Raw genomic sequence first — 20,328 nt, 5'->3', positions numbered from 1 at the left:
AAAAATCTTATACCGTTTCATAAAATGAAGGGAGACAGGCTAAAAAGCCTGTCTCCCTTCATTTTATTTAAAAGAAGTTAAATTTACCTTTTTTCATTACAAGACCCGCTCCGCCTTGTAAGAATAATGCACGGTTATCTACTACTTTTTTCATGAATGATGCACTTGAACCAAATAATTTTCGGCCGAATACGATACCAATCGCATCATCATGGCCTAATGAACATACCGTACCTTTTAAATCGGGTTTGAATACTTCCATTTCACCTTGTCCACGCACTAACACAGCCAAGTTTTTCGCACATGTAACGCCTTCTTGCATAGCAACTTGCGCAGTTGGCGGGTATGGACGATTGATTTCTTCGTTAATGACTAATGAACAGTCACCGACGATGAATACATCATCATGGCCTGGAGCACGTAAATAAGGATCTACTTTTACACGTCCGCGCATATTTTCAAAACCGGCTTTTTCGATAAGGTGGCTTCCGCGCACACCGGCAGCCCAGATAACCGTACCGGCTTTGATTTCTTCTACTTGATCATCTTTTGCAACAATAATGCCGTCTTCTGTACATTCTTTGATTGCTGTGCCGATTTTGAACTCTACACCTTTACGCTCCAATTGTGTTACAGCATATTCTACTAGCTCTGGATCAAAACCAGGTAAAGCCATTGGAGCCGCTTCAACACAGATAATGCGTACTTTTTCACGAGGAATATCAAATTCTTTACATAATTGCGGAACACGGTTTGCAAGTTCTCCCACTAATTCGATACCTGTGAAACCTGCGCCCCCAACAACAATTGTTAACAATTCATCGCGTTTAACCGGCTCGTTGTTGTAAGTAGCAAAAATATAGTCCATATGCTCACGAATTTGGCGAGCAGAGTTAATGTTGGCAATTGAGAATGCATACTCTTTTAAGCCTTTGATACCGAATGTTTCAGATTCATAACCAAGGGCAACAACCAAATAATCGTATTCCAATTCGCCGTTCTCTAGAATAACACGTTTTTCAGCTGTTTTAATATCTACTACTGTGTCTTGAACGAATTTCACTTTGCTTTTATCAATAACGTCAGCAACTTTAAAACGAGAACGATCGTGGTGTAAAGTACCGGCAGATACTTCATGTAACCAAGTTGTCTCATAGTGATAATCGTTTTTGTTTACAAGCACGATTTCCGCTTCACTAACCCCCAACTTCTTTTGAAGGTTGACAGTTGTCATAAGACCACCATAACCGGCACCAAGAATTACAATTTTAGGCTTTCTCATTGCGATGTCATCCACCTTTTCTATTGAATATTTTATAATCAGCTTTAGCTTGACGAAAGAAATGTTGTTTTTCCCTTATTGTGAGCATCTCACTTTGTTCTTATCCATCGCCTCATCTAATGTAACACGACAAACTTTGTGAATTACTTCACGTAAATAAACAAAGAAGTACATAAAATTGTTATATAATTGTCACAAATTCTTAACAATATGCCTATCAAACATGATATTCCTTTTCACGAACTTTTTCAAGACAAAATTCATTTATTTCTCGTTCTTTCCGATACAGAAATTGCTTTCTTCACCGATATTAAAAAACGAATATTCATTCACTTGAAAACAGAATGATTCGTTTGTATTATTGGTACCAATAAAAATTTCCAACTGATAATTCTACCTAGTGACAAATTCCGCGCTCATGAACATAGCGTCGAAACGTTAATGAACTCAAAAGTAGAAGTAAAAACACCTTATGTCCCTGTTGAATTTATTGGTGACGAGTTCATTTCTCAAGTAGTTCTTGAAGATACAAAAGGAGAAGCAAAGGAAGTCATTGATGTCGATGATGTCATCGTTAACTTTGGTTTCATTTCTTCGCTAGGGCCTATTAAAGAATGGGGCTTAGACATCCAGAAGAATGCCATTGTTGTCAACACGAAACAGGAAACAAACATCCCTGGTATTTATGCAGCAGGTGACATTTGCACGTATGAGGGCAAAGTAAAACTGATTGTGGCCGGCTTCGGTGAAGGTCCAACGGCTGTTAACAATGCGAAAACTTACATTGATCCAAAAGCAAGAGTTCAGCCTTTACATAGTACTTCTATGTTTTAACTAGAAAAGTGCAGCAAGCTCGCTCATGCACCTAGACAATTTTAAAGCATAATTTATACTTTCTTATAGAGTTAAAAAATGACGGGTGCAATAAGCACCCGTCATTTTTTTATAACACTTTCCTTGCTTATTTGAGCTTATAGGGTAAATTCTTCCTCAACACTCTTCAGGCGTACCGGCATTTGCAGCGGTACGGAAAGAGGAACCGCAGCCACAGGATGCGATGGCGTTCGGATTATCGATTGTAAATCCGCCCCCAAGCATAGACTGTTTATAATCAATTTTTGTTCCTTTTAAAGCGGGTGCACTTTCCTTGTCTACTAAAATTTTAATTCCATGTTGTTCAAATTCAACGTCGCCCTCTTTTACTTCATGATCAAACCCCATGCCGTAAGAAAGCCCGCTGCACCCTCCACCCTGAATAGCAACACGTAAATAAGCACCTGTCTCGCCGTGTTCTTTCATCATATCTTTTATTTGAAAGCTTGCTGCTTCAGTAATTGTTAGGATATCTTGACTCATTAATCATTCGACCTCCTTTTCATTCCTAGTATACTCATAACTGGCTGCTTCAACAAATAATCTGCCGCCTTACAATTCATAATAATATGTCCCTGTACAAATCGTTTCCGCAGGCCCTGTCATGAAAACATTCCCTTCTTCTGTCCATGTAATAACAAGATCTCCTCCTGCTAAATGAACGGTAGTCGGCACGTTTTTCTTTGTATAGCCGTTTAATATGGATGCTACGACTGCTGCACAGGCACCTGTTCCACAAGCTTGCGTCACACCTGAGCCTCTTTCCCATACGCGAAAATGCAATTCGTTTTCACTTACTACTTCTACAAACTCGACATTGATGCCTTCTGGAAAGCGCTCATGTTTTTCAACAACAGGACCTAAGGTAGTCACGGGTGCCTCAGTAATATCTGACACATAAAAAATGACGTGTGGGTTCCCCATCGAAACAGCGGTAATTTCATAATCTTCTCCGTTAAAAGAAGCTTTTTCAGCCACTACTTGCTCAACATCTTGTCCATGCATCGGAATTTCATGCCTTGCTAAACGCGGTTTCCCCATGTCTACCGTCACACTTTGAACAATACCATTTTCCACCTGTACTTGTGCTTCCACTAATCCAGAAAGAGTTTCAATTTTGAATACCTCTGTTTGTACCAGCTTATGCTCATAAGCATATTTGGCGACACAGCGCAATCCATTTCCGCAATTTTTCCCTTCTGATCCATCATTATTAAAAATGCGCATCTTCACAGGTGCCACATCAGAAGGACAGATTAAAATCATCCCGTCCGATCCGATTCCCGTATGAACATTGGATACTTTCACTGCCAGGGCTGCCAGCTCATGTTCTTCCAGTTTCTCTTCAAACTGATTGACGTAAATATAATTGTTTCCTAGACCATGCATTTTGGTAAATTGAAAGCTTTTCATTTTAGTCCTCCGCTGCAAGCAAATTTTTTATTGCTTTCTAGTATAAAGATAATTAAAAAAGAGCACAATGAAAATATCCCCCGTTTCAAACCCCTTGATTCTTTCGATCAAGGGGGTTTTTTTCTATCTTTTTACCTGAAATTATTATCCCCCCGTTCTTTCTAATTATTTTTTATACACAACTACCAAAATAGTTCAAAAGATTTATGATATAATCATCAATAAAATGATTAATGATCAAAAATACCTAGATGGGAGGCTATTAGCGTGAGTCAATTGGAACCATTATATGATCGGCATCTAACTTGTGTGGTTTGTCACCAAGCATATTCCACTAAAAAGATTCGTTCACGCTTTATTAAGGCGGTTAAATATGATACAGATTTTTTTACTCATTATGAGAAAGAAGAATTGAATCCTATTTTTTATCACGTCAATGTTTGCCCACATTGCGGATTTTCCACCACAGAAGATTTTATGCCTTACTTCCCTCCTAACTCCCTTAACACCATCAAGGAAAAAGTTTGGAATCAATGGAAAGTCCAAAATTACGGAGAGAAAAGAACGCTTGAACAAGCCATTAGCAGCTATAAGTTAGCCCTTTATTGTGCCTCCTTAAAAAAAGAGAAACATATTACCACAGCAGGATTATTGCTTCGCCTAGCCTGGCTTTATCGCATAAAAGGAAATGAGCAGAGTGAAATGCATTTTTTGACCTACGCAAGACAGGAATATATACAATCGTATAGCAGAGATGACTTTCGCGGTACACAAATGAGTGCAGCCAGAATTTTATATATGATTGGGGAATTAAGCAGAAGAATAGGCGATTACAAACAATCGGCTTTCTATTTTTCTCAAATTATTCAAAAGCACACGAAAAGCGGAGATCAAAAAATTGTGGAGATGGCACGAGATCGCTGGTATGAAATTAGAGAGCAACATGCGACAGTCATGTAATATTTATTATCTTAATTGAAATATTTTCTAACCCATTGCCCCTTCTCAAAATTTTTCTAAAAAAGCATTCATTTATATATTGATTAGAAGACGTTAGAAAAGCTTGTCGAAAAATTGTTTTTCGACAAGCTTTTTTTAAAACATTGGGTTTTCTTCTAAATATTCGTATATATGTTCAACTAATTGTTCAGGTGTTTCTCCAAGGACAATCTCTCCGTTTACGAGAGCGAATAAAGAATGGGCACATTTTCCGCAATACCCTAAACAACCATACTCGATAATATCAAAATTCGGATCTTTCTCTAATTGTTCCAGTGCCTTTTGAGAACCGCTAGCCAGATTACTAATACAAAACTCTACAATTGGCTTAATCATTTTTTTCACCTCGCTACTAATTTTTAATCGTACCTTGTTTTACAGAAAACGTCAATTTAGAGACATAGCGAAATGTGTTGAAAATTAACCGAAAACTTGTTGTTATTTTTGATTAATTTCGTTATACTTTTAGATGCAATAAAGATTAAACGTGTTATCACAAAGTGTTATTCCAATAAAATATGTTATCGAATATAGAAGGTAAATGTCTAGAAGCTAAAGGAGAATTTCCCATGAAGAATCTTGTTATTCTTGGCGGCGGTTATGGCGGCATGCGTATACTACAAAGACTTCTCCCGACTCAACTACCAGAAGATGTTCAAATCACACTCATCGATAAAGCTCCATATCACAGCTTAAAAACTGAATTTTACGCATTGGCAGCAGGCACCATCGCCGACCAGCATGTTCGTGTTGCATTTCCTGAGCACTCTCGTTTACACATTAAATACGGTATGGTCACAAATATCGATCTAGAAAATAAAGTTGTCCATTTACAAGACCAAGACTCTGTTTCCTACGATGATTTAGTTATTGGTTTGGGCTGCGAAGATAAGTATCATAACGTTCCTGGTGCTGAAGAATATACATACAGTATCCAATCAATCGATGCGTCCAGAAAAACGTATCAAATGTTAAACAATCTGCCTGCCCATTCTGTTGTTTCGATTGTCGGAGCAGGGTTAAGCGGTGTTGAGCTTGCAAGTGAGTTAAGCGAAAGCCGGCCTGACTTAACTATTAAATTGTTTGACCGCGGTAAACATATTTTATCCGCTTTTCCTGAAAGATTAAGCAATTATGTACAGCAATGGTTTACTTCCCATGGGGTGGAAGTCATTAACAATGCCAATATCACAAAAGTAGAAGAAAGCGCTGTCTATAATCACGGTGAGCCTATTCATAGCGATGTCATTGTCTGGACAGCCGGTATTCAGCCAATTAAAGTCGTTCGTGATCTTAACGTTGAAAAAGATCCTCAAGGAAGAGTTATATTAACTAAATATCATAACCTTCCAACTGATGAACATGTGTATGTGGTTGGAGACTGCGCAAGTCTGCCTCATGCCCCAAGCGCACAATTAGCGGAAGGGCAAGCCGAGCAAATTGTTCAAGTGCTGTTAAAGAGATGGAAAGGTGAATCACTGCCAGAAGAACTTCCTTCTATTAAATTAAAAGGCGTTCTCGGCTCTTTAGGCAAAAAGCATGGCTTCGGCTTATTAGCAGAGCGGCCTATTACAGGCCGGGTAGCCCGCCTCTTAAAGTCCGGTATCCTTTGGATGTATAAACATCATAGCGGTTAGAAAAGCGGAGGTGGCTGTACAATACAACAGGAGGTTGGCAGACGCTGCGACGTCAATCACCACGTCTGCCTTTGTACATCCTGTACTTTGGAGCTTCTGACCGGGAAACCACTTTTGGTTTCATGGACAGAAGTGAAACGACCGAAAGATTAGGAGCTGCAGCTGGACCATTTCAATGTGTCATGCATGCTTTTTTATACAATAACAAGAAACCCCGTAGAGCTCTACGGGGTTTCTTTTGGCTGATATCCATATTTCTCAAGTTCTTCATAAATACGCTTTAATTTTGGATTCCCTTCCCCTACAATTTCCCCTTTAATCACAACAACCGGATAAAATAAGTCTTCCTCAATGACTCGCTGGGCAAACTGCTTCTTTTCCAAATCCTCGGGAGGATTATGAATATCTATATATGATAAATCAAAGGGCTGATCTGGAAATTTCCTTGAAACGGCAGCTTCCAGCCAATCATACGTTTCTTTTGAGGAAGGCAAATTGACACAACTTGCACAAATAACCTCTGCCCCATATACACATATTTCCACCTTTTCCTTTACCATGGTACTTCCCCCTCTTGGACGCCCTAATTTTGATTGCACATTACAAAAAATACTCGAACACTTTTCATATATAAATCCAATTTAATTTTTTAACCTCTGTCACTGGTTCGTCTTCTATTTGCGCCTTTCTGTTCTCTCACCTTGAGCAGGCTTACAAAGGTCTTCGTATAAGCGGCTGACACGAACCCGTAAGGGAGATTGGCGGCCGCTTATGCGTAAATCATTTGCGTGGATGTTTTTTATCCACGTCAAATGATTTATGTGGATTTATATATAGGTTAACATTACCGACAGCAGTTGAATAGATTTTTTCTGCAAGACCGTTTATAATAAATCATAAGGAAAGGAGTCGATTAGTATGTCAGATATGGATATGAAAGAACAAGTTCAAGAAGTATTAGATAAACTTCGCCCGTTCTTACTACGTGACGGCGGAGACTGTGAATTAGTGGATGTAGAAGATGGCATCGTAAAATTACGTTTATTAGGTGCTTGCGGCAGCTGCCCAAGTTCAACTATCACTTTAAAAGCTGGTATTGAACGCGCACTTTTAGAAGAAGTACCAGGCATTGTTGAAGTAGAACAAGTATTTTAATGATGTGAAAAAGCCCCCATTCCCGGGGGCTTTTTTATATCATTTGTTAAAAAATACCATTCTGTAGAATAAGAATTCACAAAAGGCTGCTGAAAGGATGCTCCCGATATTCCGAAAAGGGTCTGGCCCAAAAGCCTTCAGGGAATGACAATAATCTATTTTTCTTCTTTGAAGTTCCACTTTATAGACAATGGTTTTTTACTGTCTCTCTTGTAGTTTGAACCCCGTGCTGATCTACGTGCAGGAGGCTTACGTCACATGAAGGAAGAAGATGTTGCAAATGGCCGGCAATATCTTTTCCAGTGCCTTTTTGAGCCAAACAAAGGATTGTTGGACCGGCCCCGCTCAAGGCTGTCCCTAAAGCCCCTTTTTTCTTTGCTTCTAGGCGGACCACTTCCAATTCAGGTACAAGAGAAGCACGATACGGCTCATGAAACAAGTCTCTTTCCATCATCTCTCCTGCCAGCTGCCAATTGCGGCTCATCAATGCCGCAACCAACACATTACTTACCGCACTGGCCTCAACCGCAGTTCTATAAGAAAGCTCTTTAGGAAGAACACTTCTTGCCTCACTCGTTCTTAACTCGTAACGTGGAATAACAGCGACAATTTCTAAATCAATATCGGAGAGATGAACAACCTGCGTACTTTTTTCGTGGTGATTTCCAATAATCAATCCCCCATAGAGAGAAGGACCGACATTATCGGGATGGCCTTCAATTAGGCTTGCTGTTCGCAGTTTTTCTTCGATAGTCAATTGTAAGCCACACAATTCATTGGCAAGTTCTATTCCAGCCACGATGGCAGATGCACTGCTTCCAAGGCCGCGTGTAAGAGGGATATCACTTTCTACTTCTACTTTAGCCGGAGGCAATGGAACCTCATATTTTTCAGCCACTTGTGCAGCTACTTGATACATTAAATTTTCTTCATTTGTCGGAATCTCTTCTACATCTTTTGTTTTCGGAATAAACTCCCACTTCTCTGCAAGTTCGACCTTGAGAGATAAATATCTGGATAAGGCTATTCCAACGGAATCGAAACCCGGCCCTAAGTTAGCCGAGCTCGCTGGAACAGTTATGATAAAGCGCTGATCTTTTATCATACAGAAACAACACCTTGAATGTGTGCAAACACTTTTTCTTCATCATTTGGCAGTACAACAGGTTTAACATCATTTACGTCGATGGCTGTGCTTGGATCTTTTAAACCGTTGCCTGTTAAAACCGCCACGACCGTTGAACCTTTCGCGATCAAACCTTGTTTGACGTGCTTGATCACACCCGCGATTGATGCAGCAGATCCTGGTTCTGCAAATACGCCTTCACGTCTTGCAATGAGACGATATGCCTCTACAATTTCCTTATCTGTCACTTCATCAATTTTTCCCTGTGATTCCGTTGCCGCATTGACCGCATATTGCCAGCTTGCAGGATTTCCGATCCGAATGGCTGTGGCAATCGTCTCCGGATTTTCAATCACTTGATTACGAACGATGGCTGCTGCCCCTTCAGCTTCAAATCCATGCATTTTCGGAAGACCTGTTTGGCGATGTTCGTTGTATTCTTTAAATCCTTTCCAGTAAGCTGTAATATTACCTGCGTTTCCAACTGGGATGGCAAGTACATCCGGTGCTTTCCCTAACTGGTCACAAATTTCAAAAGCAGCTGTTTTTTGCCCTTCAATTCGATATGGATTTACAGAGTTTACAAGGGTAATGGGAGCTGTCTCACTCAGTTTGCGTACCATTGCTAATGCATGGTCAAAGTTTCCTTCAATTGCTACGATTTCAGCTCCATACATGACGGCTTGCGCCAGCTTGCCCATCGCGATCTTCCCGTTTGGAATGACCACGATACAGCCCATTCCTGCACGCGCTGCATAGGCAGCCGCAGCTGCGGATGTATTTCCTGTTGATGCACAAATAACTGTTTTACTACCTTCTTCTTTCGCTTTCGCAACCGCCATGACCATTCCACGATCTTTAAATGATCCGGTTGGGTTCACACCATCCACTTTTACATATAAGTTGATTCCCAGCCCTTCTGAAAGAGAAGGTAAATGGACAAGGGGTGTATTCCCTTCATTTAATGTTAACATCGGTGTATGTTCTGTTACCGGCAAATAATCTTTATATTGCTGCAATAAGCCGCGCCACATCATAATGATCCATCTCCCTCAACACGATAACTGCTTTTTACGCTTTTAACGATTTCTAAATCGTTCAACTGTTGTAACACTTCCTCGTAATCTTTTAATGATGCCTGATGCGTCACAATGACGATTTCCGCTAATTCACTATCTTTTACAGGCAGCTGAATAATTTTCTCGAAACTTACGCCTCTTTCAGAGAATAACGCTGTAAGGGTAGCAAAGGCTCCCACTTGATCCTTCACGTGGATACGCAAGAAATATTTTGAGAACATTTGATCGGGCAATTTTAATTGCTTTGGATATTGAGGAGCTACCGCGCTTCGGCCATTCACTCCAAGGCGCATATTTTTCATGACGCCCAAGAGGTCCGAGACAACCGCTGTCGCTGTCGGCATGCTTCCTGCTCCCGGCCCATAAAACATCGTTTCGCCGACCGCTTCTCCATACACATATACGGCATTATATTCATCGTTAACGGATGCTAACGGATGGGAATCCGCCAACAATGTAGGCTGTACGCTTACTTCTACATGATCTCCCGTACGATGGGCATAACCGATTAGCTTCATTGTATAGCCTAATTGCTTACTATATTGTAAGTCCTCCTCTGTAATCTCGGTAATGCCTTTTACACGAACATCATCGAGGTCAATCTTCATAGAAAATCCGAGAGTCGCCAGGATGGTCATTTTGCGTGCTGCATCTAATCCTTCTACATCGGAAGTGGGGTCTGATTCGGCGTACCCGAGTGCCTGGGCTTCAGCGAGTACATCCTCATATGCTCGGCCGTCTTTGCTCATTTTGGTTAAAATGAAGTTTGTTGTCCCGTTCACGATTCCCATCATTTTTGTCACGCGATCTGATGCTAGTCCTTCTACTAAACTACGAAGGATTGGAATTCCTCCCGCAACGCTTGCTTCATAAAATAAATCACATTCATTTTCGGCGGCTACCGTTAATAACTCAGAACCGTACAGAGCCATCAAATCTTTATTTGCCGTGACCACATGTTTCTTGTTGCGCAATGCTGTTAAGATGTAATCACGCGTTTGTTCAATTCCTCCCATCACCTCAATGATTACATCAATTTCCGGATCAAAAAGAACGTCTTCTACATTTGTCGTTAATTTATATGAATCGATTTTTACATCGCGCTTTTTATCTTGGTTTTTTACTAGCACCTTTTTCACTTCAACCGGACAGCCAATTTGATGCATAAGCTTGTCTTGATGATTTTCAATGATTTTTACTACTCCGCTGCCGACCGTTCCAAGTCCTAATAAACCGGCTGAAATACTTTTAACCATCTTTTCCACCCCTTTTGTTTTCTTAGAGAACACAAATGTTTATCTATAAAAGACATTATAGATAAACATTTGAAAATTTACAATAGCTACTTAATCCTCATATCTTTGCGAAAACGCTTCACACCTTGGAAAATCAATAAATTAAAATATTGAAAAAATTTTTTATTTAATAATAATAACATGTTTTATTCCCCTTCACATTTCTTTTTTTACAAAACACTATGAAAGTTCGAATGCGAAAGTTTGAATGGTTCACGTAAAGCGACAATCCAATGAATGGGCCAAGTCTTAAAACTCCACATTATCCCCCTTTTTTACAAAAAGAAGCTGACTCAAACGTCCTCATTTCTTCCTGTAAAGACAAAGTTGGCAAACTCAAAGAAACCATCCCTTTCTGTCAACTCTTTATTGACAAGGATGGTCAGAATAGAAAGATTCTAAAAGCCTTTTCTTAACTTGACGGCTATCTTTAAGATGAGCAATATTGTGCCAATACGTCTTTGTTTACGACTGTTTTTGGCTTATGGCTTTCTAACATAAGTTGAATGTTATCGATACATAACTGAATCATCGCTGTTCTTGTCTCTATGCTTGCACTTCCAATATGCGGGAGAGCTACAACATTTGAAAGCCCGAGGAGCGGATGATGCTGATCAATCGGTTCTTTCGTAAATACATCTAAACCAGCCGCCGCAATTTCTCCTTCTTTCAATGCTTGAAGAAGGGCATCCTCATCTACGACCGCTCCACGGGAAGCATTAATAAAGATGGCGGATTTTTTCATTTTCTTAAAGGCTTCTGCATTAAATAAATGTTTCGTTTCGTTCGTTAAAGGAGTTAAACATACAATGTAGTCCGAGCGAGTAATTAACTCATCAAACGAACAATATGTTGCCCCCAACTCTTTTTCCGCTTCTAATTGGCGGCTCCGGTTATGATAGAGAATCTCCATCTCAAAACCTGTAGCACGCTTCGCCAAAGCACGGCCAATATTCCCCATCCCAATAATACCAATCGCTTTATGATGGATATCACGTCCAGCCAGCAGATAGGGGCTCCATCCTTGCCATTCGCCCTTTTTCACATACTCCGCTGCCTCTGTTAGACGGCGGGCCGTTGCCATTAATAGACCAAATGTTAAATCAGCGGTTGTGTCAGATAATACATCTGGTGTATTACACACTACAATCCCCCTGCTTGTAGCCGCCCCTATATCAATATTGTCGTAGCCCACTGCTAAGTTGGCAATCACTTTTAAATGAGGTGCTTCCTTCATGATATTCTCATCCATTTTGTCAGACAGCATTGTTAATAATGCAGCAGCTTTTTTAGTTTTTTCTACTAGTAATTCATAAGGAACCGGCTCCTCTTCTTGGTCCCACATTTCGACAGCCGCAATATTCCTTAAAGGCTGTACCAGTTCTTCTGGCAGCTTGCGTGTAATAAACACATACGGTTTTACCATTCCCCATCACCTCATTGTCAAAAAATATTAAATCATCCATTTTTATTTTATCACAATTTTTTTCGACAATGCCCGCTCTTGTCACTTGAACCATTCTATTTCCGGAATATGATGCCTTTGAGTGGAAATTCCAACCGAACGATAAAGATTGGATAGAAATTGTTCGTACTCTACACTTTCAGTGATGGTTTTCTCTATTTTCCGAGCATATTTTTGTTTTTCTTCCTCATTTCGTGTACTGTAATACCCTTCTATCGATTCAAAGTAATGAACAGGGAACAAAAGTCTTGCATATAATAATCTCCAAGCAAACGATGAAAGTGGAGCTATTTTCTCGTACTCACTCAAAAATGTGTATAGTCTCCTTTCTTCCCATACAGATGATTCAAAATACTGATGGCGAATATACTCCGCTAAATCCCGGCTTGGATGATCAAACACCCAGTCGGTCGGCAACTTGAAAAAAAATGGATGCTGCCAGGTAACAGAAGTAAAACGATGATGGCATATAGTCGCCGTATCAAACGCACGCGGTAAATCATCAATTTCAGTATCGGCCAAATATTGAATGGCATTTTCTGTTAACCCAAGATAATAAGGAAATGATTCGATAAACCTTTTATCGGTGACATCATTTGGATGCTCCTGTACCTTCATGCCCCAAAATTTCTCTATTTGTTCCAGCCTTTTTTCCCATAAAGCTTTCCATTGGCCAATTCGATTACTCTTTTCCATAGGATAAGGCAACAATTTACCTCTTTGATGGAAAGCGGCCAGCTCTCCCCCATAGGATACTACCGGGGTTCGATGCTGATAAGGAACACGGAAAACGGCAATTTTTTTCCCATCCTCTTCCGTAATGATATTTCCGCTTTTGTTTATCATGAAGGAAGCGACTTGTCTTTCTCCTTGGGCGATTAGAAATTGGCTCATTTGGTGAAATTCATACATTTCTTCCGGTTCTAAATATCCTACATCCATGATGATATACAACACATTCCGGTATTGAAAGCCTTTGTAATGATAAACATCAATCAGTTCGGCTGGCTTTACCCCATAATGATCGTAAATCGTTTTAATCATAATTTGAAATCCTTTCTTAATCTTTTTTTAAAATTATATGAAAGGGTAAGGAAATATTTGTCATAATGTTACTTGCTGCGAGAATAGAGTAGCATTACAAACTCCCAACATGGTTTCCCAACAAAGTGCCATACTAACAACAGAAACTATTAAGAAATTAGGTGAGATGGATTGAAGAAGAAAGAGGAAATGACAGAACTTGAGAAAAAGGCAAGGGAATGGCTGCACAATCGCGGGGTTACTCCAAATGATATTGCGGAGCTTGTTTATTATTTACAGTCAAAATATCATGAAAACCTAGATATGGAAGAATGTTTATATAATGTAGAGCGCGTTCTGGCAAAACGGGAAGTTCAAAATGCCATCTTAACAGGAATCCATCTTGACGTTTTAGCAGAACAACGCAAGCTGGAGGAACCACTGCAAACGATATTAGCAACAGATGAAGGGTTGTATGGAATCGATGAAATTTTAGCTTTATCGATTGTTAATGTGTATGGATCCATAGGGTTCACAAACTATGGTTATATCGATAAACAAAAACCAGGAATTTTAGGCTTTTTAAATGATAAATCAACGGGCAAATGCCACACTTTTTTAGATGATATCGTTGGAGCCATTGCCGCTGCGGCCTCCAGTCGTCTCGCTCACCGGGCTGCTCATATAGAATAAGAAATTAGAAAAGCGTCGCGAGTCCCTAGCCGCTGAAGCCGGACAACGTGAAAAGCACAAGCGGCTCGTCCAGGGACGACACGCGCTGGAGACTTCTTCACCAGAAGCGCTTTTTGCTTCTGAAGAAGAAGGCGAAGCGTCGCGAGTCCCTAGCCGCTGAAGCCGGACAATTTCAACGCACAATCTGTACTTTCCTATATATATAGCCAAAAAAGGAGCTTCCCAAAACCCCATGCTTTTGTGGTTTTAGGATGCTCCATCAAATGAATCTTCATGGAGGATCGAGTAAAATCAAAGGTTCTTATGACGGTTCATTTGATGAAAAGACTCTTATGGCACAGAGAGGAATAAACTTTTGAGCCGGCCTCTATCATTTTGTCAGATACGGGGAATCCATTCTTCTAACGAATCTACAACATACGTTGGTTGCTTTTCATAGCCGGTTAATAATTCTTTTGTTGTTACTCCTGTATGGACCAGTAATGTGTCCATACCAGCGTTCATGCCGGCCCTAATGTCGGTATCATAATTATCTCCCACCATTAACGTTTCTTCTTTGGCTGTGCCTAATACTTGTAACGCTTGTTCCATAATGATGCTTTCAGGCTTTCCGATGAAGACAGGTTTTGTTTGAGTCGAAACAGTAATGACAGAGGTTAACGATCCATTGCCCGGCAGCAATCCACGTTCCGTTGGAAGGGCAATGTCTCCGTTTGTTGAAACAAACATCGCTCCGCTTCTAACCGCTAAGCAAGCTTTGGCGAATTTTTCATAGTTTACACCGCGATCAAGACCTACTACTACAAAGTCAGGATTCTCGTCTTTCAATGTAAATCCTTTTTCCTGCAGTGCATGTTGGATTCCTTCTTCTCCAATTACATATGCAGAACCATTCGGCCTGCGTTCATATAAATAGTTGGCTGTTGCTTGGCTCGTGGTAAACACTTGCTCTTCCCCGGCAGGAATTCCAAATTTATTCAAATTCTCCGCTACTTGCCCAGGCGTACGCGTCGAGTTGTTCGTCACAAATAAATAAGGAATATTTTGTTCTTTTAAAGCCATGATAAAATCACGCGCTTCTTGAATTAACTCTGTTCCTTTATACATTGTCCCATCTAAATCAATTAAATAGCCTTTATACTTTTTCATAATGATCCTCCTATTGTCACAGTTACTTGTTCTTAATATGTACAAAACTAGACAAGCTCCAACTCCGTAAATAAAAAACAGACCTTCCATTCTTGGTTTACTTTAATGGACAGGTCAATTTTACTTTCAAATGATAGCTTATTGTATTTGGAAATACAAATCTTTGATTCGTTCTTATTAGTTTTTAAAAGCTGAAACCGGTCCCAATTCATTCTCCAAATATTCGCGAACACGAATTGGAAACTGCTCGACTGCCCCCATGACCTTTTTCATTGCCACAGCCACTTCTGTATGATTAACATTGATATAATCTTGAACAAGCGATTTTCGAAGACGAACGATTTGTTTTAACTGCTTCCCTTCTTCACCTGGTACAACACGCTCATCCATTAGAATATCGATAATATCATCGTAACTTCCAGGGTCACGCATAATAAATCCATCTATCACGGCATTCCCTACATCCAATATACATTCAATAGTCAAGTGACCAATGCGTTCAAGAGCCTTCTGTTCAAATAATGTCTCCCATGTTTCTTGCTGCTTAAACAGTGTGCATTGCTGTTCTAAAAATTTTAACGTTTGTTCAATTTTGTTACGGTCGACAAAATACATCGTAATTCCCCTTTCTTTGACTTACCTTTATTTTAACATAATTAAAAATATCATTAGTGAATTTCATTATGTAAATCGAGACATTTCTTGTTATGATATATATAAATCCACACAAAGAATGTAGCATAGGCAAAAAAAGCCCATGCTGCATTCTTTATGCGTAAGCCTCTGCCGCTTTACCTTACGGTCCATCGGCAAAGGCTCATAGGAAGACCTTTTTCGCTGATTCAAGATGAGAAAATCGGAAGAGGCATAAAAGAATCAAAGGTGAAGCTTGATGTTAAAAAATGAAGTTGGAGTTGTACATAGGTACCAAGGAATATCGATGGGAGGATAATAGGATGGGTGAACGATTTTTTTTATATGATGATATTGTACAAACAAGAACAAGGTTCGTTAGCTTCATGGGAGACAAACAGCGATTCGATTTAGCAATTATTCAGTCTGACCGCTATTATGGAAAACATCTGGTACTGGATATTCAAGGAGGGCGTTTTGCCATTATCGGGCAGGATGATCTAGATGAGCCCGGCTATTTAGAGGACGTTTATAAGCTCGATGAAGAAGATGCCGGGGAACTACGTGAGTTCTTATACGAAGTTATCTAAACAAAAAGGTCAAGCGAAGGACAAAGCGTCTTTCTTCTTGACCTTTTTTATTTATGTACTTTCCTCACGACAAAATAAGCACAGCCAAAATTGCAGTATTCTTGTATATAATCATTCACTGTACTAATTTTGGTGTCATATGTCGCTTTTTGATTTTGATCGTCAAAAAATCCACGCAGACGAAGCTGATTATATCCCCAATCACCCACAACATAATCATATCTGGTTAAAATATCACTGTATCGTGCTTTGAACGCCTCTTCATTGAAGCCATTTCGGACATCTTTTATGACTTCATAACAAATATTGTTGATACAAATCATGAAACATTCTTCCCTCCTTTCTGTTAACAATACCATAATTATCAGCATGAAACCATCAATTAACACGAAAAAATCATGGTAAATGCAGCACCCTAACCACTAAGGGGGTGTTAATATTGAATAAGAAGTTTTGGTATATTGTCACCGCTTCCCTCTTTACCATCGCCGGATGTCAGTCAGGTGCCACAGAAGACGAAGAGGCTTTGTACAAAAAAAACGGCAATACCATTAATGTTTCAGAACGAAATGAAATTTATAATGAAGAAGACATGACAGACAACCGCGGAAAGTCCCGTTATGGATTTGTAAGACACCAAAAGAGTTCAACCGGCAATAACGCAAACTTGTACCAAAAAATAGCAACATTTGACCGTGAAAAAGCAGCGGATACCATTAGCCGTCTAGCTGTTGCTATTCCTAATATTAATGATGTAGCCACACTAGTAACAGATGAAGAGGTACTCATCGGTTACAAAACAGATGCGGATAATCGAATGGAAGCAGCCGATCAGGTCAAGCGGACAGCTATGTCAGTGATTCCTAGATATTACCATGTCTACGTAACAGATAATCCGCAGATTATGCAGGATATCGAAAACTATAGCACAGTTGGCTCTACCACTCCAAACATAGAGCAATCCATTGAAAACACGATTCGGGACATGCTGAAATCCCCACAAGGGCGCAAAATGAGTGATGGGGAAGATGCAAACGGCGAAATGAAAAACGAATTAAACGATCCCATAGATGGTGACGTTAAAAACCGTTCTTCCATGGAACATCAATTAAAGGACTAAATCCCCAAATAAGCATGAAAAGCGCTATTAGTAAGATAAGGACCTCTCTGTTAAGAGGGTATCCCAAAAGTACAAAAATCGTACTTTTGGGATACCCTTCTGGGAAGGATCCGTATCGAAACCGCTGCTGTCACAAACGCGGATTGAAGGATTTTTCTCTTCACCGAATACTCCTACTATAAAATGCTGTTCCATCTCACGCATTGGCACTTGAATACCCTTTCGTGACCCTCTGGTACCATTTCCCTCCGCTGGCATGGGCCAGACCGGAGTCAAAGGGCCAGAGAACTTCAAGCGTTCTTCTCTCAGCCTAAACCATTAGACTTCCCTAGTAGATAATCGATATTATCATCATTATTTTTAATAAAATGAACATTTTTATCATTTTCCGAAAGAATACCCCCACTTCAAGGAATGTGCAGGGCGTAGTCCAATGAGTAAGTGGGAGATGAATTTCGGTAAAATTTCCCCATAAAAAAATCCCCCGGAATCACCAGGGGACTTTTTTATGCATTTTCTTTATCGCGCATTTGCTTTGTAGCAGAGTTAACTTGCTCATCAGCATGATAAGATGAGCGAACAAGAGGACCTGCCTCTACATGGCTGAATCCTTTGCTTAAAGCAATCTCTCTTAGCTCTTCAAATTCTTGAGGTGTGTAATATTTAACAACCTTGAGATGTTTTTTTGTAGGCTGTAAGTATTGGCCAATGGTCATAATGTCTACTTGATTAGCACGCAAATCATCCATTGTCTCCATAATTTCTTCTTTTGTTTCGCCCAACCCGATCATCAAGCTTGATTTCGTTGGAATATCCGGCTGCATTTCTTTTGCACGGCGTAAAAATTCTAACGAACGGTCATATTTAGCACGCGCGCGGACTCTTGGCGTTAAGCGCCGAACCGTCTCAATATTGTGATTCAAGATGTCAGGACGAGCATCCATTAACATTTTTAAGTTTTCTTCTATTCCTCCCATATCAGAAGGGAGAACTTCAATTGATGTAAATGGATTTTTACGGCGTACTGCTCGTACCGTTTCTGCAAACACTGCCGCTCCTCCATCTTTTAAGTCATCGCGAGCTACGGCGGTAATAACAGCATGTTTCAAATTCATTAATTGCACAGAATCCGCTACACGTTCTGGTTCCTTCCAATCAAGTTCAGACGGCAGACCGGTTTTAACCGCGCAGAAACGGCAAGCGCGTGTACAAACATCGCCCAAAATCATAAAGGTAGCTGTACGGCGAACAGCCCAACATTCATGAATATTAGGACATTTTGCTTCCTCACAAACCGTATGAAGGTTGTTCTCACGCATCATCTTTTTCAAACCCGTATAGTTTTCATTTGTGTTTAATTTAATTTTCAACCATTCTGGTTTGCGAACATGTTCTTCTTTTGTAGCCATCTACATTCACCCCATTCATGATCGTTCCAAATTTCAATGTATATGTAAGTATATATGACTCTTTTAGTAAAGCATAGCTATATGTCACTTTAACATTAAAAAGAATATTCGACAAGTTCTCTGCCTAATCTTTATCTAATTCTCATCTTTTAAAATATTGGAAAAAAGATTCACTTTATTACTTTCGGGTCTTTTGCTTTTATTTATTCTTCAAAAACCGAACCGTTTACCCCTATTCCATTTTTCTGCTTTTAAATATATTGGTAATAATTTATATTTATGAATTGGTTTTTATCACGCACACTATTCTTATGAGGCAGTTGGAAGGAGGAACGAAATTGAAAGCTTTAATATGGTTTCTACTTTTCATCTTCACTTTTTCTGACTGTATGATAGGTTATGCTGCGACAAATGTGCAAGATGAAGAAAAAATAAATGCCCGTCGGATGGAGTTATACAAAAAAGCTGAAGCGTTTACTCAAATCCCTTGGTCTTATTTTGCAGGGTTGGATCAATACGAGCGGAGTGCGAGGCGTGGAAGAAAAAATGTTCCAAGAGAACAAGGAGCCCTATCCATTTATTTTGAACCCGGAAAGTGGGCAGGACCTTTGAATCCAAATCCAGACGATACTAATCCCGCTACCATTCGCCTTTTTGGAGGATACGGGAAAGATGGGGATGGAGATGGCAAAGCTGATGTCCATAACGATGAAGATTTAATTCTGTCCATCGCCAGTTACCTTCAATCGTTTGGAACAAGTCATGAGCATATCAAGATGGCCTTGTGGAATTATTACAGACGAGCAAAAGCGGTTGACATTATCATCGGCAATGCTAAGATGTTTGAGAAATTCAATCGGCTGGACCTTCACGATAAAGTATTCCCCGTTCCATTACGCTCCAATTACAGTTATAGAAGCACATGGGGAGATGCACGTGGATGGGGAGGACGTCGCATTCACGAAGGAACCGATATATTTGCGGGTTACGGGGTACCTGTTCGTTCCACCTGTTATGGGATTATTGAATTAAAAGGATGGAATAAATATGGCGGATGGAGAATTGGCATTCGGGATCTTAACAACGTCTATCATTATTTTGCACACTTAAGCGGCTTCGCCAAAGATTTAGAGGTGGGGCAAATCGTTGAACCCGGCATGCTCATCGGCGGTGTGGGAAGCTCCGGCTACGGCCCGCCCGGCACTTCCGGTAAATTCCCTCCTCACTTGCATTACGGTATGTATAAAGACAATGGTATAACGGAATGGTCGTTTGATCCGTATCCCCAATTAAGAATGTGGGAGCGAGCAGAAAGAATAAAATTAAGGCAAAAGAAATCGTAGATGATTTAACAAAAAAGGTTGGAAACGAAACGCCTCCAACCTTT

22 protein-coding genes and 1 pseudogene are annotated in these 20,328 nt (G+C 40.0%); 8 read left to right on the top strand and 15 right to left on the bottom strand.

Features of this window, described 5'->3' with window-relative positions:
- Positions 1–67 precede the first annotated feature (67 nt).
- On the bottom strand, positions 68–1,282 hold the full coding sequence (locus ACFOU2_RS25425; protein ID WP_377919120.1) for an NAD(P)/FAD-dependent oxidoreductase: 1,215 nt from the start codon (positions 1,280–1,282) through the stop codon (positions 68–70).
- Between the two features lie 387 nt (positions 1,283–1,669).
- Here ACFOU2_RS25425 and ACFOU2_RS25420 point away from each other — a divergent pair.
- Positions 1,670–2,116, top strand: a pseudogene (locus ACFOU2_RS25420) (NAD(P)/FAD-dependent oxidoreductase); the annotation flags it as partial.
- A gap of 156 nt (positions 2,117–2,272) precedes the next feature.
- Here the strand turns inward: ACFOU2_RS25420 and ACFOU2_RS25415 are convergent.
- Both ACFOU2_RS25415 and dapF read right to left on the bottom strand, forming a co-directional pair.
- Positions 2,273–2,638 carry a HesB/IscA family protein gene (locus tag ACFOU2_RS25415; RefSeq protein WP_377919119.1) on the bottom strand — a complete coding sequence of 122 codons (366 nt, stop codon included), beginning with the start codon at positions 2,636–2,638 and terminating at the stop codon, positions 2,273–2,275.
- 69 nt (positions 2,639–2,707) lie between these two features.
- Positions 2,708–3,568: a diaminopimelate epimerase gene (gene dapF / locus ACFOU2_RS25410; protein WP_377919118.1), complete on the bottom strand. Its 861-nt coding sequence runs from the start codon at positions 3,566–3,568 to the stop codon at positions 2,708–2,710.
- Positions 3,569–3,835: 267 nt separating this feature from the next.
- Here dapF and ACFOU2_RS25405 point away from each other — a divergent pair, with 267 nt between their 5' ends.
- On the top strand, positions 3,836–4,528 hold the full coding sequence (locus ACFOU2_RS25405; RefSeq protein ID WP_377919116.1) for a DUF2225 domain-containing protein: 693 nt from the start codon (positions 3,836–3,838) through the stop codon (positions 4,526–4,528).
- A 135-nt stretch (positions 4,529–4,663) separates the two neighbouring features.
- Here ACFOU2_RS25405 and ACFOU2_RS25400 read toward each other — a convergent pair whose 3' ends face one another.
- Positions 4,664–4,903 (bottom strand): YuzB family protein, encoded by a 240-nt coding sequence (locus ACFOU2_RS25400; RefSeq protein ID WP_377919115.1) that lies wholly within the window; start codon positions 4,901–4,903, stop codon positions 4,664–4,666.
- A 233-nt stretch (positions 4,904–5,136) separates the two neighbouring features.
- On the opposite strand from ACFOU2_RS25400, the gene ACFOU2_RS25395 reads away from it, so the two are divergent.
- Positions 5,137–6,204: an NAD(P)/FAD-dependent oxidoreductase gene (locus ACFOU2_RS25395; RefSeq protein WP_377919114.1), complete on the top strand. Its 1,068-nt coding sequence runs from the start codon at positions 5,137–5,139 to the stop codon at positions 6,202–6,204.
- Between the two features lie 224 nt (positions 6,205–6,428).
- Here the strand turns inward: ACFOU2_RS25395 and ACFOU2_RS25390 are convergent, their stop codons facing one another.
- Positions 6,429–6,764, bottom strand: a complete 336-nt coding sequence (locus ACFOU2_RS25390) for a YuzD family protein (protein WP_377919113.1) — start codon at positions 6,762–6,764, stop codon at positions 6,429–6,431.
- Between the two features lie 358 nt (positions 6,765–7,122).
- Here ACFOU2_RS25390 and ACFOU2_RS25385 point away from each other — a divergent pair, with 358 nt between their 5' ends.
- On the top strand, positions 7,123–7,359 hold the full coding sequence (locus ACFOU2_RS25385; RefSeq protein ID WP_377919112.1) for a NifU family protein: 237 nt from the start codon (positions 7,123–7,125) through the stop codon (positions 7,357–7,359).
- Between the two features lie 181 nt (positions 7,360–7,540).
- Here the strand turns inward: ACFOU2_RS25385 and thrB are convergent, their stop codons facing one another.
- The 5 genes from thrB to yutH all read right to left on the bottom strand — a co-directional run bounded on the left by thrB (position 7,541) and on the right by yutH (position 13,368).
- Complete coding sequence (gene thrB / locus ACFOU2_RS25380) at positions 7,541–8,464, bottom strand: homoserine kinase (protein WP_377919111.1); 924 nt, start codon at positions 8,462–8,464, stop codon at positions 7,541–7,543.
- Complete coding sequence (gene thrC / locus ACFOU2_RS25375) at positions 8,461–9,519, bottom strand: threonine synthase (RefSeq protein ID WP_377919188.1); 1,059 nt, start codon at positions 9,517–9,519, stop codon at positions 8,461–8,463. The genes thrB and thrC overlap by 4 nt, the downstream gene beginning before the upstream one ends.
- Positions 9,519–10,820 carry a homoserine dehydrogenase gene (locus ACFOU2_RS25370; protein ID WP_377919110.1) on the bottom strand — a complete coding sequence of 434 codons (1,302 nt, stop codon included), beginning with the start codon at positions 10,818–10,820 and terminating at the stop codon, positions 9,519–9,521. The genes thrC and ACFOU2_RS25370 overlap by 1 nt, the downstream gene beginning before the upstream one ends.
- Before the next feature lie 469 nt (positions 10,821–11,289).
- Positions 11,290–12,285, bottom strand: a complete 996-nt coding sequence (locus ACFOU2_RS25365) for a 2-hydroxyacid dehydrogenase (protein WP_377919109.1) — start codon at positions 12,283–12,285, stop codon at positions 11,290–11,292.
- 81 nt (positions 12,286–12,366) lie between these two features.
- Positions 12,367–13,368 carry a spore coat putative kinase YutH gene (yutH, locus tag ACFOU2_RS25360; RefSeq protein WP_377919107.1) on the bottom strand — a complete coding sequence of 334 codons (1,002 nt, stop codon included), beginning with the start codon at positions 13,366–13,368 and terminating at the stop codon, positions 12,367–12,369.
- A 189-nt stretch (positions 13,369–13,557) separates the two neighbouring features.
- Here yutH and ACFOU2_RS25355 point away from each other — a divergent pair, with 189 nt between their 5' ends.
- Positions 13,558–14,040 (top strand): phosphatidylglycerophosphatase A family protein, encoded by a 483-nt coding sequence (locus ACFOU2_RS25355; RefSeq protein WP_377919187.1) that lies wholly within the window; start codon positions 13,558–13,560, stop codon positions 14,038–14,040.
- 378 nt (positions 14,041–14,418) lie between these two features.
- Here ACFOU2_RS25355 and ACFOU2_RS25350 read toward each other — a convergent pair whose 3' ends face one another.
- Together ACFOU2_RS25350 and ACFOU2_RS25345 are read right to left on the bottom strand one after the other, a co-directional pair.
- Positions 14,419–15,189: a TIGR01457 family HAD-type hydrolase gene (locus tag ACFOU2_RS25350; protein ID WP_377919106.1), complete on the bottom strand. Its 771-nt coding sequence runs from the start codon at positions 15,187–15,189 to the stop codon at positions 14,419–14,421.
- A gap of 177 nt (positions 15,190–15,366) precedes the next feature.
- Positions 15,367–15,804 carry a DUF86 domain-containing protein gene (locus ACFOU2_RS25345; RefSeq protein ID WP_377919105.1) on the bottom strand — a complete coding sequence of 146 codons (438 nt, stop codon included), beginning with the start codon at positions 15,802–15,804 and terminating at the stop codon, positions 15,367–15,369.
- A 341-nt stretch (positions 15,805–16,145) separates the two neighbouring features.
- On the opposite strand from ACFOU2_RS25345, the gene ACFOU2_RS25340 reads away from it, so the two are divergent.
- Positions 16,146–16,412 (top strand): DUF3055 domain-containing protein, encoded by a 267-nt coding sequence (locus ACFOU2_RS25340; RefSeq protein WP_377919104.1) that lies wholly within the window; start codon positions 16,146–16,148, stop codon positions 16,410–16,412.
- A 47-nt stretch (positions 16,413–16,459) separates the two neighbouring features.
- Here ACFOU2_RS25340 and ACFOU2_RS25335 read toward each other — a convergent pair whose 3' ends face one another.
- Positions 16,460–16,735 (bottom strand): YutD family protein, encoded by a 276-nt coding sequence (locus tag ACFOU2_RS25335; RefSeq protein WP_377919103.1) that lies wholly within the window; start codon positions 16,733–16,735, stop codon positions 16,460–16,462.
- A 116-nt stretch (positions 16,736–16,851) separates the two neighbouring features.
- Here ACFOU2_RS25335 and ACFOU2_RS25330 point away from each other — a divergent pair, with 116 nt between their 5' ends.
- Entirely contained in the window at positions 16,852–17,532 is a 681-nt protein-coding gene (locus tag ACFOU2_RS25330) for a YhcN/YlaJ family sporulation lipoprotein (protein ID WP_377919102.1), read from the top strand.
- Positions 17,533–17,559: 27 nt separating this feature from the next.
- On the opposite strand, the gene ACFOU2_RS25325 is transcribed toward ACFOU2_RS25330, so the two are convergent.
- Complete coding sequence (locus ACFOU2_RS25325) at positions 17,560–17,790, bottom strand: hypothetical protein (RefSeq protein ID WP_377919186.1); 231 nt, start codon at positions 17,788–17,790, stop codon at positions 17,560–17,562.
- Between the two features lie 248 nt (positions 17,791–18,038).
- Positions 18,039–18,941, bottom strand: coding sequence for a lipoyl synthase (lipA, locus tag ACFOU2_RS25320; RefSeq protein WP_377919101.1), 903 nt, complete (start codon positions 18,939–18,941; stop codon positions 18,039–18,041).
- 389 nt (positions 18,942–19,330) lie between these two features.
- On the opposite strand from lipA, the gene ACFOU2_RS25315 reads away from it, so the two are divergent.
- Positions 19,331–20,284, top strand: a complete 954-nt coding sequence (locus tag ACFOU2_RS25315) for a M23 family metallopeptidase (protein WP_377919185.1) — start codon at positions 19,331–19,333, stop codon at positions 20,282–20,284.
- Positions 20,285–20,328: the final 44 nt, after the last annotated feature.

Origin of the sequence: Bacillus songklensis, assembly GCF_042649685.1 — a bacterium.
Classification (GTDB): domain Bacteria; phylum Bacillota; class Bacilli; order Bacillales; family Bacillaceae_H; genus Bacillus_BA; species Bacillus_BA songklensis.
Note: the sequence above shows the minus strand (reverse complement) of the source record. Positions and strands in the feature narration are given on the sequence as shown.

Coding starts and splice junctions, on each gene's coding strand:
- dapF (WP_377919118.1), bottom strand. CDS start 3,568: ATGAAAAGCTTTCAATTTACCAAAATGCATGGTCTAGGAAACAATTAT.
- ACFOU2_RS25345 (WP_377919105.1), bottom strand. CDS start 15,804: ATGTATTTTGTCGACCGTAACAAAATTGAACAAACGTTAAAATTTTTA.
- thrB (WP_377919111.1), bottom strand. CDS start 8,464: ATGATAAAAGATCAGCGCTTTATCATAACTGTTCCAGCGAGCTCGGCT.
- lipA (WP_377919101.1), bottom strand. CDS start 18,941: ATGGCTACAAAAGAAGAACATGTTCGCAAACCAGAATGGTTGAAAATT.
- ACFOU2_RS25365 (WP_377919109.1), bottom strand. CDS start 12,285: ATGGTAAAACCGTATGTGTTTATTACACGCAAGCTGCCAGAAGAACTG.
- ACFOU2_RS25390 (WP_377919113.1), bottom strand. CDS start 6,764: ATGGTAAAGGAAAAGGTGGAAATATGTGTATATGGGGCAGAGGTTATT.
- ACFOU2_RS25315 (WP_377919185.1), top strand. CDS start 19,331: ATGATAGGTTATGCTGCGACAAATGTGCAAGATGAAGAAAAAATAAAT.
- thrC (WP_377919188.1), bottom strand. CDS start 9,519: ATGTGGCGCGGCTTATTGCAGCAATATAAAGATTATTTGCCGGTAACA.
- ACFOU2_RS25395 (WP_377919114.1), top strand. CDS start 5,137: ATGAAGAATCTTGTTATTCTTGGCGGCGGTTATGGCGGCATGCGTATA.
- ACFOU2_RS25415 (WP_377919119.1), bottom strand. CDS start 2,638: ATGAGTCAAGATATCCTAACAATTACTGAAGCAGCAAGCTTTCAAATA.
- ACFOU2_RS25370 (WP_377919110.1), bottom strand. CDS start 10,820: ATGGTTAAAAGTATTTCAGCCGGTTTATTAGGACTTGGAACGGTCGGC.
- ACFOU2_RS25350 (WP_377919106.1), bottom strand. CDS start 15,189: ATGAAAAAGTATAAAGGCTATTTAATTGATTTAGATGGGACAATGTAT.
- ACFOU2_RS25355 (WP_377919187.1), top strand. CDS start 13,558: ATGACAGAACTTGAGAAAAAGGCAAGGGAATGGCTGCACAATCGCGGG.
- ACFOU2_RS25325 (WP_377919186.1), bottom strand. CDS start 17,790: ATGCCAGCGGAGGGAAATGGTACCAGAGGGTCACGAAAGGGTATTCAA.
- yutH (WP_377919107.1), bottom strand. CDS start 13,368: ATGATTAAAACGATTTACGATCATTATGGGGTAAAGCCAGCCGAACTG.
- ACFOU2_RS25335 (WP_377919103.1), bottom strand. CDS start 16,735: ATGATTTGTATCAACAATATTTGTTATGAAGTCATAAAAGATGTCCGA.
- ACFOU2_RS25400 (WP_377919115.1), bottom strand. CDS start 4,903: ATGATTAAGCCAATTGTAGAGTTTTGTATTAGTAATCTGGCTAGCGGT.
- ACFOU2_RS25385 (WP_377919112.1), top strand. CDS start 7,123: ATGTCAGATATGGATATGAAAGAACAAGTTCAAGAAGTATTAGATAAA.
- ACFOU2_RS25340 (WP_377919104.1), top strand. CDS start 16,146: ATGGGTGAACGATTTTTTTTATATGATGATATTGTACAAACAAGAACA.
- ACFOU2_RS25425 (WP_377919120.1), bottom strand. CDS start 1,282: ATGAGAAAGCCTAAAATTGTAATTCTTGGTGCCGGTTATGGTGGTCTT.